Genomic DNA, 13,306 nt, shown 5'->3' with positions numbered 1-13,306 from the left:
CCGTCAGCCCGCCTCGACCACGTCTTTGATGCGGTTCAGCGTCTTGGTCATGTCCCGGATGTTGCGGCGCTTGCGCAGAAAGCCACCGAACAACCAGTACATGGCGAGCCATGGGGCCGGGTTGAGCCGAAACGACTCGGTGACGTCGGTCCCGCCGCCGCTGGGCGCCAGGCGGTAGTGCCAGTTGTTGACCGCCCTGTCACCGAGCAGCACCGCGAACCCGAATTCGCGGCCCGGTTCGCACGCGGTGACCTTGCATGTCGTCCAGTACACCGGTCCCATCTCGTTGCGCCGGACGTGGCCGCGGAATTTCGCGCCGAGGGCCGGCCCGGTCGCACCGCCCAGCCATTCGGCTTCAAAAACTTCGGGGGAAAACTTCCCGGTGTTGCGGACGTCTGCGATCAGATCCCAGATCTTGGCCGCAGGTGCCGCCATATGAACAGTCGCCGAACCTTCCATGGGGTGATCCAAACACAGCCAGGCGCTGGGTCATAGACCACGGGCGCGTTTCATCAGTGCGGAACGGCCGCCTGGATCAGCCCGTTGATGATCTGCTTGATGCCCTGGGCCGGATGCGAGTACCAGCCGATTGGCAGACCGGATTGTGCGCCGCACTTTGGCCAGGCCTCCACCCCCTCTTCGGCGAAAACCCGGTTGGCCACAGCGATTTGCTGCTCCCTGGATGCGGCCGCGGGGTTGCCGACACCGCCATAGCGGGCCCACGTGCTCGGTTTGAATTGCAGCCCACCGTATTCGCCGTTCCCGGTGTTGGCGTGCCAATTGCCACCGGATTCGCATTGAGCGACCGCGTCCCAGTTGGGAGTGGGGTCCGCGCTCACCACACCGGTGGATGAAGCCATCGACGCTGCAACGAACCCGCCGACCGCTACGGACTTGACGAGGAGCTTGCAGAGATATTTCATGTCCAGAATTTCGGCGGGTGTAGCCAAAGCGTTACCCATTCGAAAATGGTGCGAGATATGCCGTCTATCTGCGAAAACCGCCTTTTCGGCGGCCCGAAAGAGACCGTTAGAAATTGGTGAGGAAAAAGTAAATTATTGCTGGCAGTATGACTGCGTCGCTGATGACAGGGCCCGCTGGTAGAGGCTGTCGAGCTGGCGGCCGTGGACGACACCGTCCCGCGCGGCGTCGAGCTGCCCGGCACATTCCGGCGAGTGCAGCAGGTCCCAGTTGGCCAGAATCTGAGTCAGCATTGTCTGGTTGAGGGCGTCGATCGCGGACCGCGATGCCGACAGGTCCGGCGAATCAGCCGGGGCGCTTGGAGGATTGAGCTTCCATTCCGCGAACCTGCTGTATTCGATGGCCTCGGTGGCACCGATCTGGTCGCCGAAAACGCGCGTGACGTAGTCACGGCTGATGTGTTCGGCGGCGGCCTCGTCACCGAGCCTGGCCAGTTCTTGCTGGACCCGGGTGGGGTCCTCGATGGCGCCGTGCTGGTTCCATTTGTATGCAGCGACGGGCTCGGCAACCTGCAGCCGTTGGGCGGCTGCGTCGACCAAGGGAGCCAGCGGACTTTCCGTGTCGGCTCGGGCCGGCGCCACCAGCATCGCCAGGCCGCCGACCATCACGACGCCACGGCGCACGGCCGCAGCCGGGCGCGGCAAGCGGACGCTGCGGTGCATGACGACGATTCTGGCGCGTGCGTGCGCCCGCGTTGGCCACGACGCTCCGACGCGACACGCGATTCCGCCCCAAACGCACTACTGCGCCTGACGGTGTCGTCAGGCGCAGTAGTGAACGAGCTGGGCGAAAAGGCTATCCGCCGCCGCCCGGGGTGGCGCCGAGGGTGCCCTGCAGGTCGGGCTTCATGGCGTTGAGCTGCGCTCCCCAGTACTCCCAGCTGTGGGTGCCGTTCGCATCGAAGTTGAACGTCGCGTTGTGGCCGCCGGCGCCGTTGTAGGCGTCCCGGAACTTCAGGTTGCTGCTGCGCACGAAGTTCTCCAGGAATTCGGCCGGCATGTTCGCCCCACCGAGCTCGGACGGCGTGCCGTTACCGCAGTACACCCAGAGCCGGGTGTTGTTGCCGACCAGCTTCGGGATCTGGATGGTCGGGTCATTGCGCGCCCAGGCCGGGTCGCTCGACGGTCCCCACATGTCGCTCGCCTTGTAACCGCCGGCATCTCCCATCGCCAAACCGATCAGCGACGGGCCCATGCCCTGGGACGGGTCCAGCAGAGCCGACAGCGAGCCGGCGTAAATGAACTGCGCCGGGTGGTAAGCGGCCAGGATCATCGCCGAGGAACCGGCCATCGAGATTCCGACCGCGGCGCTTCCGTTGGGCTTCACACTCTTATTGGACTGCAGGTACTGCGGCAGCTCGCTGGTCAGGAAGGTCTCCCACTTGTACGTCTGGCAGCCGGCCTTACCGCAGGCCTGGTTGTACCAGTCGCTGTAGAAGCTGGACTGGCCACCGACCGGCATGACGATCGACAGGCCCGACTGGTAGTACCACTCGAACGCCGGGGTGTTGATGTCCCAGCCGTTGTAGTCGTCTTGAGCCCGCAGACCGTCCAGCAGATACACCGCGGGAGAACCGTTGCCGCCGCTCTGGAACTGGACCTTGATGTTGCGGCCCATCCCGGCGGACGGCACCTGCAGGTATTCGACGGGCAGACCCGGTCGCGAAAACGCATGCGCTGTCGGTGCGCCGCCGGCAAGACCGATCAGGCCCGGAAGCGTGGCTGCCGCCGCTGTGCCGACCAAAAGCCGGCGCCCCCAGGCCCGGACCTTCTCGCTCAGATCTGTCATACCTGCCCCTTGTCGATGTGGTCAGTGTGATCGTGGTCTCACAGGAATTTACCGTGTGAGTTGGTCAAATGTCGATTGGGACGCGGACGCGTCTCGTTTCGGCAACGCTTTTTCACTTCGCAATTTCGCCACCCGGCACGACCGGTCGGCGCAGGCCCCGCGTACCCGCTCTGCGACAGCCCAACCCGTCGGGATGGAAAACGCCAGGCCGCGCCGCATCTCAAGGGTGGTGAGCGCCATGGGTCCCCGCGATGCGCCAGGGGATGGAAAGCACCCGAAACGAGGTCCGGCCCGGATTTCGGCGTGGGTCACCGCCAGAAGGCTGCGGGTCGCGTCTTTGACCGTTTGACGGCGCCATCGGTGCGGCGCGACAACGGCAATTATTTTCTTGCGCGATAAAAACTGCGGTGGCTTTCGCGGCCGGGGGAGCCGGACTTGCGCCGACCGCGTAGGCTCTCCGGAGCAAGCCGATGAAGACCACGCTATCCCGGGTCTGTTCCGGCTCTCTCGAATCACCGCACCTGCGGCTTCATGGTGCGCGTTGGTGCGGCTGAGGGCGTCGGAGGCGCGGGACCGATTGGGGCAAAGATTTGGACACGGTTCTGGGCCTGTCAGTGACGCCGACCACCGTTGGTTGGGTCCTCGCCGAAGGACACGGCGCGGATGGCACCATCCTGGATCACCGGGAGCTGGCGCTGCGCTCAGGCGACGGCGTGCGCGCCGTCGGTACCGCAGATCAGGTGCTCGACGAGGTATTGCGGGTCGACATCGCGGCGGCCGAGAGCGATCACCGGCTGCGTGTCATCGGTGTGACCTGGAACGACGGGTCCGCCGCCCAGGCGGCGCTGGTGTTGGAGGCGTTGACGGACGCGGGTTTTGACAACGTCGTACCGATCCGGCAGCTGGAGGCCATCGAGACGTTGGCGCAGGCTATCGCGCCCGTCATCGGCTACGAGCAGACCGCGGTCTGCATTCTGGACCATGACTTGACGACCGTGGTCATGGTCGACACGCACGACGGGGAGACCCAGACGGCGACCAAGCACGTGCGCGGCGGTTTCGATGGTCTGACCCGCTGGCTGACAGGAATGTTCGAGCGCAACGGGTGGCAGCCGGGCGGCGTTGTCGTGGTAGGTGGCCACAGCGACATCGACGGATTGTCCTGGCAACTCGAAAAGACCCTGCCGGTGCCGGTTTTCGTGCAATCGATGGCCCAGGTGACCATCGCTCGCGGTGCGGCGCTGTCCGCGGCCCGTAGCACCGAGTTCACCGACGAGCAGCTGGTGGAGTACGTCACGGAACCCGTTGCGGCGCCAGTTCAAAAGCGGCGGCTGTCCTACGCCGGAGCGGTGACCGCGCTGGCGGCCGGGGCCGTCACCTTCGTCGGCTCGGTATCACTCGCGGTGGGCATTCACGTTGGTCCGGCCAGCGCGGCCGCCGCTCCGAAGCACGCTACCCACCCGCCCACACCCCAGATCGCCGAGGCGGTCACGGCCGTCGCGCCGCTTCCGGTCGTCTCGCAGCCCAAGTCGTCTATCCCGCAGCCGAAATCGCCGGTCGGCGAACCGGTTTCGGAGCCGAACGCCCCCGACGAGCAACCGGGCGCCGTCAATGAACCGCAGTCGGACGGCGGTAACCGGCAGCCCTATTTGACCCGGGTACTGGAGCACATTCCCGGCGACACCGGCGATCCGGCGGTTGATTCAGCCCCGCGTGTCGCAACCGACGCGCAGCCCTGATTCAAGGGCACGCCGATAGCCCTCAATTGCCTTGGGCGCGAACCGCGGAGAAAGTCAGCGACACTTCGTCGGCCACCTGGACCGAGCCCATCAGCAGCGAGTAGGGCTTGATGCCGTAGTCGGACTGCCGGATGGTGGATTCGACTGACATCCGCCATGAGTCGCCGAGATCTTCGGTACGCACGTCGATCACGTGCTCTCGCGACACACCCCGGATTTCGAGCACGCCGGTCAGACGGTACCCGTCCTCGACCGGATCAATGACCTCTGCCGTATAGCGAATTTCAGGGAATCGACTGGCAGACAACGACTTCAATGCATTGGACCGCACCAGTGCTTTCTCCGTCCCGGACAGCCCCTTGACGCCGCCTTCACCGCGCAGCACGTCGAACGAATCGACGTCGACCGCAAGCTGCACCCTGACGGGCCGGGAGCCGGCCCAGCTGATGGCGGCGCGCCAACGTGTCATCGCGATGGTGAGGCGATGGCCCATCCGCGCCGCCCTGCCCGAAACGCCGGTGTGCAGCAACAATTCACCGTCAGCCGGGTCGATCTCCCACACCGAGTCTTTGTCGGAAGCCACCAACCGACTGTGTCACATCGTCAAGACGGTGCGGTAGTGCGCCCGGCCCTCGGCCAGGGCCGCGTAGCCCTCGGCGGCTTTTGCCAGCGGCACTTCCTCGATCCACGCTCGCACGCCGGACACGACCGCGAAATGCATTGTGTCCTCGACGTCCTTCGCGGTTCCGGAGGGGTGGCCGACGATGCTGATGCCAGGCGTGATCAGCTGCACCGGGCTGATCGGCAGCGGCTCGGGCGTGACCCCGATGGTGACCAGTTCACCTTGGGGGAGTATGCCGCCGACCGTGTCGGCCATGGCTTTCGAATTACCCGCGGTGGCCAGGACCACCGTCGCTCCGCCGAGGTCCTTCAGCGCCTCGGCGGGGTCGTTGGCTGTGGAGTCGATGTAGTGGTGGGCGCCCAACTTCCGGGCGTCGTCGGCCTTGCCGGCACCGCGGTTGATCGCGATGGTTTCGAAGCCCATCGCCCGGGCGAACTGCACGCCCAGGTGGCCCAGGCCGCCGACACCGAGAATCGCCACCCGATCACCGGGCAACGCCTTGGTATGCCTCAAGGCGTTGTAGGTGGTCACGCCCGCACAACCCAGCGGGGCGGCCTCGACGTCGGAAAGCTCGGCCGGGATGCGGGCCAGCGCGCTCACCGGAACGGTGACAGACTCCGCGTATCCACCGGGATACTGCCAACTCGGCACCTTGCCGTTCTCGCAGTGAATGAACAGGCCCTTACGGCATTGGTCGCAGTGGTAGCAGCATCCACCGAACCAGCCGACCGCGACGCGATCACCGACCGCGAAATCCTCTACGCCGTCCCCGATTTCGGCGACTTTCCCCGCGATTTCATGTCCGGGAGTCAGGGGCCACGACATGCCGGGAAAGCCGCCGTTGACGAAGTGCGCGTCGGTGCCGCAGATGCCGCACGCAGCGACCGTCAGCCGTACCTCGTCGCGACCCGGTGGTTTGGTTTCGGCGTCGACCAGCTCCAAAGCTGCACCTGCGGACGGGACATGGACGGCTCGATGCGTGGGCATGTCGTTAGCTTGTCACCCCTACGCCTGATGCGCGACAGGACAACTCTGAGCACCGTTGGTGTGGTAGTCCACCTGCCAGTGCTTGATCCCATTGAGCCAGCCCGACCTCAGCCGTTCGGGCTTGCCGACCGATTCCAGATCGGGCATGGCGTCGGCGATCGCATTGAACATCAGGTCGATGGTCATCCGCGCCAGGTTGGCTCCGATGCAATAGTGCGCGCCGGTGCCGCCGAATCCGACGTGCGGGTTGGGGTCACGCAGGATGTTGAAGGTGAACGGGTCGTCGAACACTTCCTCGTCGAAATTGGCTGAGCGATAGACCATTACAACGCGCTGGCCCTTTTTGATCTGAACGCCGGACAGCTCGTAGTCCTCCAGCGCGGTCCGCTGGAACGACGTCACAGGGGTGGCCCACCGGACGATCTCGTCGGCCGTTGTGGCGGGACGCTCGCGCTTGTACAGCTCCCACTGGTCGGGGAAGTCGGTGAAGGCCATCATGCCCTGCGTGATGGAGTTGCGAGTGGTCTCGTTGCCGGCCACGGCCAACAGGATGACGAAGAAACCGAACTCGTCATCGGAGAGCTTGTGCCCGTCGACGTCGGCCTCGATCAACTTGGTGACGATGTCTTCCCCGGGGTTCTGCGCCCGGTCGGCGGCCATTTGCATGGCGTAGGTGATCAATTCGACCGAGGCGCCCATCGCGTCGTTGCGCGCGAACTCGGGATCCTGGTCGCCCACCATTTCATTTGACCAGTGGAAGAGCTTCATGCGGTCTTCCTGCGGCACCCCCAGTAATCCGGCGATGGCCTGCAATGGAAGCTCGCAGGAAACCTGCTCGACGAAATCGCCGGAACCCGCGGCGGCCGCTTTCGCGACGATCTGCCGGGCGCGCTGGTTCAGGTCGTCGCGCAACCGCTCGACGGCGCGGGGGGTGAAACCGCGGGAGATGATCTTGCGAAGGTGGGTGTGCTGCGGGGCGTCCATGTTGAGCAGCACGAACTTGCCGGTGTCGCGCTGCTGTTGGATGGTGCCCTCTTTGTAGCGCGGCAGGGCGGTGTTCTGCAGGCTGGAGAACACGTCGCTGCGCAGCGAGATCTCTTTGACATCCTTGTGCTTGGACACCACCCAGAAGCCGCCGTCATCGAAACCGCCCACCCCATTCGGCTGCTCGTTCCACCAGATCGGCGCGGTCCTGCGCAGCTCGGCCAGTTCTTCGACCGGAAGTCGCTCAGCGTGGATATCCGGGTCGGTGAAATCGAAGCCGGGAGGCAGGTTGGGGACCGGCTTGGCAGTTGGCTCGACGGTTGGCTCGACGGTTGGCATTGCCCGCTCCTCGATGACGAAGTGGTCTAGTCGTCCATGTGCAAGGAAACCACTGCCGCACCTTGGTTGGGAAGCATTGAGGCAAGATCGCCGCGGGCGAATTGGAACGTGTTCTTCACCGGCGGATTCGGCCCGCGCAGCGGGTCTACGCCGGCAATCGTTGCGGTACGCCGGAACGGTCTTGTGGCTGACGGTCCGACCGATATGCTTTGGTGCAGGTCACCGGCGACGACAAGCGGGGTAGAAGATGATCCGGCAACTGCTCAGCGCCGCTTCGATAGCGGGCATCACGATCGGTTTGGCACCGTGCGCGGCCGCCGGTTATGACGGCGACGTACCGGGGATGAACTATCAGGCTTCGCTGGGCGCGCCGTGCGACAACTACGAGCGCTTCATCTTCGGGCGGGGGCCCAGCGGACAGGCCGAGGCCTGTCACTTCCCGCCGCCCAATCAGTTCCCCGCGGCCACCACCGGATATTGGGTGGCGTCTTACCCGCTGTATGGCGTCCAGCAGACCGGCGCGAAATGTCCGGGCTCCCAGGCTGCGGCGCAGACCCCGGACGGACTTCCCATGCTGTGCCTGGGAGCTCAGGGGTGGCAGCCCGGATGGTTTACCGGCGCAGGATTTTTCCCACCCAGCGGATGATCGGATGCGGCCATGAAGCGTAGCGAGCCCGGCGAATTGGCGGTGCCCCGCTGGCTGCGTTTCGTGCTGGCCTCAGATCGCGCCGGGTCGGCGTGGTACATCGGCACCGGGTTCTTCTTTGCGCCGGTGCTCGCCGTCCTCTCGCCCTGGCCCGCCGTCACCGCCGCGCTGTGGGGTGCCATCGCTCTGGCCGGTCTCTGGTTGGGATTGCTGGGCATCGCGATGGCCATCGGACTATCCCGAATAATGCGCTCCGGGGCCGAAATTCCCGAAGACTACTGGCGTTCGCTGGTGCACTACTAGGCCGCGACACCGACGAGAAACGGTGCGTGCGCCCGTCTAGAGTCGAAGCGACCGTCCTGCAATAAAAGGAGATTCGAGATGGCCTTCAACCCCAAAGATGCAGTCGACGCGGCGAGGGATATCGCGACCAACGCCGTCGAAAAAGCCTCCGACATCGTCGAACACGCCGGCGACATCATCCGCGGCGACCTCGCCGGCGGCGCCGGCGGCATCGTTCAGAATTCCATCGACATCGGCACCTACGCGTTCGACCGGACGAAGGAAGTGTTCACCGGCCGCGACGAAGCCGACGACGTCTAGCTGTGATGTCCAGGGAGGTTGGTCAGTCGAGTGACTGGTGGCTGGCCTCCGATGGCGGAGTGGGCTCGATGGTGATTATAGAAATGCAGCCAGGCTGGCAACGCGGTGTCGCGCTGTTCGGTTGAGTCATAGAGCCGGGCATAGGCCCAGCCGTCGGCCAAGGTGCGGTGGAATCGCTCGATTTTTCCGTTGGTCTGTGGGCGATAGGGACGGGTCCGCTTGGGGGTGATCTGCAGATCTGCGCAGGCATCACGCCATGCGAAGGATCTGTAGGCAGATCCGTTGTCGGATAGGACTCGCTCGACGGTGACGCCGCGCTCGGTGAACCATGCCACCGCGCGCTGCAGCACGCCTATCGCGGTGGCAGCTTTTTCGTCGGTACAAATCTCGGCGTAGGCCATGCGGGAGTGATCATCAATGACGGTGTGCACGAACGCTGTTCCGATCCTCGGGCGCCAGTTCTTGGCGCGGTCGCCGCGATTACCGGTGCGGTGAGCCGTCTGGGCGGCGTTGTGCTTGCTTTGTTGTCGACTCACGAACTTGTGGCCGCCACCGTCGGGGATGTTGCCGAACTTGGTCACGTCCACGTGAATCAGCGCTCCGGGATGGGCATGCTCATAACGGCGCAGCGGCTCACCGGTAATGCGATCGATGGCCGCCAGGCGGTTGATCCGGCATCGGGTCAGCACTGCGTGCACAGTCGAGGCCGGCATGCCCAGACGACCAGCAATCTGCACGGGACCGTATCGGTGACGCCACCGTATGCCCACGATTAGCCGAACGACCTCAGGACGGGTGCGGGTAGGGCTGGTGCGCGGTCGAGAACTGCGGTCGACCATCCCGGCCACACCTTCGGCACGGAACCGATCGGCCCACTTTTTAGCAGTTCGCGGTGCGACCATGAACATCTTGGCGGCCGCGGCGTAGGTCCAGCCGCCCTCGACGATCAACTGAGCCAGTCTCAACCGAGCACGAGGGGTCAAAGCAGCGTTAGCGTGGGACACGAAGGCCTCCTGGTTGACGAAGCGGTTCCTAGACAGCTCCACTTCACAACCGGAGGCCTTCACCTGTCACACAGGCTCACCGATACCAGACCGGACAACGTCCCTGGACATCACATCTAGCGCGCGTTACACGGAGGCGGCCTCGTTGAGCTCGTCGAGGCGGTTGGTCGCTTCCAGGTACTCCTGCACCCAGCGCTCAATGACGGTTGAGGTCTTTTCCACCTTGGTGAATTGCCCGACGACCTGGCCGACCGGGTTGAACGCCACGTCGACGGACTCGTTGGGGTACCTGTTGGTGGCCCGCACCGCCATGCCGGACACCATGTACTGCAATGGCATTCCGAGCGGCTTCGGGTTTTCCGGCGCTTCCCACGCCTCGGTCCAGTCGTTGCGCAGCATGCGCGCCGGCTTGCCGGTGAACGAGCGACTGCGGACGGTGTCGCGGCTGCCGGCCTTGACGTATGCCTCCTGCTGAACCGGGGTGTTCGAGGACTCCTCAACCATCAGCCACTGCGAACCGGTCCACGCGCCTTGCGCACCGAGCGCCAGCGCGGCCGCGATCTGCTGGCCGCTGCCGATGCCGCCGGCGGCCAGCACCGGAACCGGGGCGACCTCCTTGACCACCTGCGGCCACAGCACGATCGAGCCGACCTCGCCGCAGTGCCCGCCGGCCTCGCCGCCCTGGGCGATGATGATGTCGACGCCCGCGTCGGCATGCTTTCGAGCCTGCGAGGGCGAGCCACACAGCGCGGCCACCTTCAATCCTGCCTCGTGGATGTGCTTGATCATCTCGGCCGGCGGGGTGCCGAGCGCGTTGGCGATCATCTTCACCTTCGGGTGCTTGAGCGCCACCTCGACCTGGGGCGTGGCCGTCGCCTCCGTCCAACCGAGGAGCTGCAGGCTGTCGCCGTCGCTGTCCTCGACCGGTACACCGTGGTCGGCAAGGATCTTCTTTCCGAAGTCGAGGTGCTCCTGTGGCACCATCTTGCGCAGCGTCTCGGCCAGCTCCTCCGCGGACAGGTGTGAGTCCATGCCTTCGTACTTGTTCGGGATCACGATGTCGACGCCGTACGGGTGGTCGCCGATGTTCTCGTCAATCCAGTTGAGTTCGATCTCCAGCTGCTCGGGCGTGAAGCCGACCGCTCCGAGCACGCCGAACCCCCCGGCCTTACTGACCGCCACGACGACGTCGCGGCAGTGCGTGAAGGCGAAGATCGGGAACTCGATGCCGAGTTCATCGCAGATAGGGGTGTGCATTACAACTCCTGGGAGCTCGCCGAATTGGAACGTGTTCTAGTTTAGTACGCGGCCCACTGACGTGGCCAGCGGGTCCTGACCTGCGCCTTAGTACTACGACCCGTCACTGACGTCAGATCGCGACACTGTTCGCCACCCACAGCACGAGAAAGACGAGCATGCAGGCGGCACCGAGCAGATGGTCGCGGAAGACCGACCGCGCCAGACGCGTCTGCTCGGCGGGACTGTCCGCGCGACGGCCGAGTTGTACCGCATCGGGAACCGTGTGCGTCAACGCCAACATGGTCGGAATGCCGGCAAGCGGAGCCGAGGTCACCAGAAGCCAACCGGGGTCGTGTCCGCGCGCCGCCTGCAACACAAGCGTTCCCAATAAGGCGAGCATGACGAGCGCAATCAAGTGGCTCATCGGCCGGGACGTGGTGGTCGCGCGGTGGTAGTACGCCGCGATGGAGGCGAGCACGGACTCGGGCAGTTCAGTCGCGGCGCCGCGGTGGCGCAGAACCTGGACGTCGAAAATCAAGTCCATCCATAAGACGGCGAACAGAAACCCGCCGCAGGCCATGAGCAACGAGGCCATGGCACTCACCCACCTCTGATCCATCCCTGGCACGCGCCGCAGCGCGATGCCGCTTGGACTCATTGTTCTCGGCAGCGCAAGAGGCACCGGACCGCCGGTGGGCGCCGGTGCGCTGTGCCGGTTGAATTTACTTGTGCCACTTTTGTTCCAGTGGTTTCGAGGGTGCGCTTCTTGATGCTCCTATCTGTGTTACGACGTCAAGCGGCGTCGATGTGGTGGGTGTTGAGCCAGTGGCGGTAGTTGGCGGCGAGGGTGTCGTGGCGTTGGACTCCTCGTTCGAGTCGTGAGATGACGGTGGGCCAGACGCCGAGGTGGTGTGCGGCGCTGGTCAGGGTGATGTTGCGGGCTTGCCGTGCTGGTCTGAGATCGCTGTAGTCATCGATGGGGCAGGGTGCGGTGAGGTGTTTGAACATCTCGCGGGCGATGGCGCGTTTGAGTAGTCGCAGGACGTCTTTTTTGGATCGTCCGGCGGCGAGTTGGCGGGCGGCGTAGTCGCGGGTGCGTTCGTCGTGAGACCAGCGGACCAGTGCGATGCGGTGCAGGGCGTTGTTGGCGGCGCGGTCCCCACCGCGCGAGAGCCGATGGCGGGTGATTTTTCCTGAGGAAGCCGGGATCGGTGCGACACCGGCCAGGCGGGCGAAGGCGGCTTCTGAGCGCAGGCGGTCGGTGTTGGTTCCGGCCGTGATGAGCAGCTGTGTGGCGGTGTCGGGGCCGACGCCAAAGGCGGCTCGCAGCGCAGGGTTCAAAGCGCGGGTCATGGTGTCGAGTTGGGTGGTCAGCTCACCGATTTGGTGGTCGAGGAACTCGATGCGCTGGGCCAGGGCTTTGCAGGCGATCAGCACCGCCCCGGCGGTGATGGGGTCGTCGTGGGTGCACGGCTGGGACCGGGCCAAGGCCTCGACTAGGCGCAGGGTGGTGGCGTAGCGGCGGTAGCGCTCCCGCAGCTCTGCTGGCGCGGTGACGAGGAGGTCTTTGATCTGCTGAATGGCCGCGGTGCGGGCCTTAACTGCGCCGCGGCGGGCGATCAGCAGGGCTTTGAGTGCGCCGGTGTTGGGGTCTTTGGGCACGGCCAGGCCGTGGCCGGCCAGCACGGCGCGAGCGGCGCTGTAGGCGTCCAGTGGGTCGGATTTACCCTGGCGACGCCGGGTAGAGCGGTCGGGTCGGTTGACCTCGACAACGTGAATCCCGTTGACCTGCAATGCTTGGGTGAACCCAGCCCCATAGCTGCTCGTGCCCTCGACGCCGGCGATGAACACCTCTCCAAAGCTTTGCGCCCAGCGCCGGGCGACGTAGTAACCGGTCGGGTTGGTGCGAAACTCGGCATCGCCAAGCAGTTGACCGGTGTCGGTGATGGCCGCGAGGTGAATGGTGTCGAGATGAGTATCGACGCCGATGACGACCCGGCGTGGGGATGTCACGATGGTTGGTGTCCTCTCTGTGCAATGAACCGTGCGGTGGGTGACACCCCGGTGGGGCGGGCAGACAAGACATTGACGAGGGAACTGCCAGGCTCCTGATTAGGTCATGCCCGCCGCACTGGGGCTCTCGTGGTGGTGCTTGCCCGCTCGTCGCTGGTGAGACAGATCAATTGGAAGACAACCCAGCAGGGCATCAGTCGGTGCGAGGGTCATCACCAGCAGCGAGCGGGCAAGACCATCCTCACCCGAACCGGCTTAACAGAATCAATGTCGGCAGCCGGGTCGTAGCATTTCGAACATGCGTTCTATTCGTGCGGTGGGCCGGTTGGAGGCACTCGGGTATGAACTGGACAGCCCGTTT

Annotated in this window: 15 protein-coding genes; 4 read left to right on the top strand and 11 right to left on the bottom strand. The window is 64.9% G+C overall.

Annotation, left to right across the window (positions count from 1 at the left end):
- Positions 1-3: 3 nt before the first annotated feature.
- From ACIUM1_RS01545 to ag85B, 4 genes are all read right to left on the bottom strand, one after another.
- Positions 4-477 carry an SRPBCC family protein gene (locus ACIUM1_RS01545; protein ID WP_406817898.1) on the bottom strand — a complete coding sequence of 158 codons (474 nt, stop codon included), beginning with the start codon at positions 475-477 and terminating at the stop codon, positions 4-6.
- Positions 478-512: 35 nt separating this feature from the next.
- The gene (gene rpfC / locus ACIUM1_RS01540; RefSeq protein ID WP_406815553.1) at positions 513-962 is read right to left on the bottom strand and encodes a resuscitation-promoting factor RpfC; all 450 of its coding nucleotides are present in this window, start codon (positions 960-962) and stop codon (positions 513-515) included.
- A 93-nt stretch (positions 963-1,055) separates the two neighbouring features.
- Positions 1,056-1,586, bottom strand: a complete 531-nt coding sequence (locus ACIUM1_RS01535) for a chorismate mutase (protein WP_406817897.1) — start codon at positions 1,584-1,586, stop codon at positions 1,056-1,058.
- A gap of 190 nt (positions 1,587-1,776) precedes the next feature.
- Positions 1,777-2,769 (bottom strand): diacylglycerol acyltransferase/mycolyltransferase Ag85B, encoded by a 993-nt coding sequence (gene ag85B / locus ACIUM1_RS01530; protein WP_406815552.1) that lies wholly within the window; start codon positions 2,767-2,769, stop codon positions 1,777-1,779.
- Between the two features lie 590 nt (positions 2,770-3,359).
- Here ag85B and ACIUM1_RS01525 point away from each other — a divergent pair.
- Complete coding sequence (locus ACIUM1_RS01525) at positions 3,360-4,508, top strand: hypothetical protein (protein ID WP_406815551.1); 1,149 nt, start codon at positions 3,360-3,362, stop codon at positions 4,506-4,508.
- A gap of 22 nt (positions 4,509-4,530) precedes the next feature.
- On the opposite strand, the gene ACIUM1_RS01520 is transcribed toward ACIUM1_RS01525, so the two are convergent.
- The 3 genes from ACIUM1_RS01520 to ACIUM1_RS01510 are packed head-to-tail and all read right to left on the bottom strand — an operon-like array spanning position 4,531 to position 7,440.
- Positions 4,531-5,091, bottom strand: coding sequence for a YceI family protein (locus tag ACIUM1_RS01520; RefSeq protein ID WP_406815550.1), 561 nt, complete (start codon positions 5,089-5,091; stop codon positions 4,531-4,533).
- 12 nt (positions 5,092-5,103) lie between these two features.
- Positions 5,104-6,117 (bottom strand): alcohol dehydrogenase catalytic domain-containing protein, encoded by a 1,014-nt coding sequence (locus ACIUM1_RS01515; RefSeq protein ID WP_406815549.1) that lies wholly within the window; start codon positions 6,115-6,117, stop codon positions 5,104-5,106.
- 18 nt (positions 6,118-6,135) lie between these two features.
- Positions 6,136-7,440, bottom strand: a complete 1,305-nt coding sequence (locus ACIUM1_RS01510; RefSeq protein WP_406815548.1) for a cytochrome P450 — start codon at positions 7,438-7,440, stop codon at positions 6,136-6,138.
- Between the two features lie 247 nt (positions 7,441-7,687).
- Between ACIUM1_RS01510 and ACIUM1_RS01505 the strand changes: the two genes are divergently transcribed.
- The 3 genes from ACIUM1_RS01505 to ACIUM1_RS01495 all read left to right on the top strand — a co-directional run bounded on the left by ACIUM1_RS01505 (position 7,688) and on the right by ACIUM1_RS01495 (position 8,689).
- On the top strand, positions 7,688-8,086 hold the full coding sequence (locus ACIUM1_RS01505) for a hypothetical protein (protein ID WP_066997832.1): 399 nt from the start codon (positions 7,688-7,690) through the stop codon (positions 8,084-8,086).
- A gap of 12 nt (positions 8,087-8,098) precedes the next feature.
- Positions 8,099-8,389, top strand: a complete 291-nt coding sequence (locus ACIUM1_RS01500) for a hypothetical protein (protein ID WP_406815547.1) — start codon at positions 8,099-8,101, stop codon at positions 8,387-8,389.
- Positions 8,390-8,467: 78 nt separating this feature from the next.
- Positions 8,468-8,689 carry a hypothetical protein gene (locus ACIUM1_RS01495; RefSeq protein WP_406815546.1) on the top strand — a complete coding sequence of 74 codons (222 nt, stop codon included), beginning with the start codon at positions 8,468-8,470 and terminating at the stop codon, positions 8,687-8,689.
- Here ACIUM1_RS01495 and ACIUM1_RS01490 read toward each other — a convergent pair.
- The 4 genes from ACIUM1_RS01490 to ACIUM1_RS01475 form a co-directional block, all read right to left on the bottom strand.
- Entirely contained in the window at positions 8,686-9,693 is a 1,008-nt protein-coding gene (locus tag ACIUM1_RS01490; protein ID WP_406817655.1) for an IS481 family transposase, read from the bottom strand. The two genes, ACIUM1_RS01495 and ACIUM1_RS01490, sit on opposite strands and share 4 nt — an antisense overlap.
- 126 nt (positions 9,694-9,819) lie before the next feature.
- Positions 9,820-10,950 carry a nitronate monooxygenase gene (locus tag ACIUM1_RS01485; protein WP_406815545.1) on the bottom strand — a complete coding sequence of 377 codons (1,131 nt, stop codon included), beginning with the start codon at positions 10,948-10,950 and terminating at the stop codon, positions 9,820-9,822.
- A gap of 112 nt (positions 10,951-11,062) precedes the next feature.
- Positions 11,063-11,527 (bottom strand): hypothetical protein, encoded by a 465-nt coding sequence (locus ACIUM1_RS01480; protein WP_406815544.1) that lies wholly within the window; start codon positions 11,525-11,527, stop codon positions 11,063-11,065.
- A 197-nt stretch (positions 11,528-11,724) separates the two neighbouring features.
- Positions 11,725-12,945, bottom strand: coding sequence for an IS110 family transposase (locus ACIUM1_RS01475; protein ID WP_406815543.1), 1,221 nt, complete (start codon positions 12,943-12,945; stop codon positions 11,725-11,727).
- Positions 12,946-13,306: the final 361 nt, after the last annotated feature.

The sequence above is a fragment of the Mycobacterium sp. M23085 genome (assembly GCF_045343915.1).
Classification (GTDB): Bacteria; Actinomycetota; Actinomycetes; order Mycobacteriales; family Mycobacteriaceae; genus Mycobacterium.
Note: the sequence above shows the minus strand (reverse complement) of the source record. Positions and strands in the feature narration are given on the sequence as shown.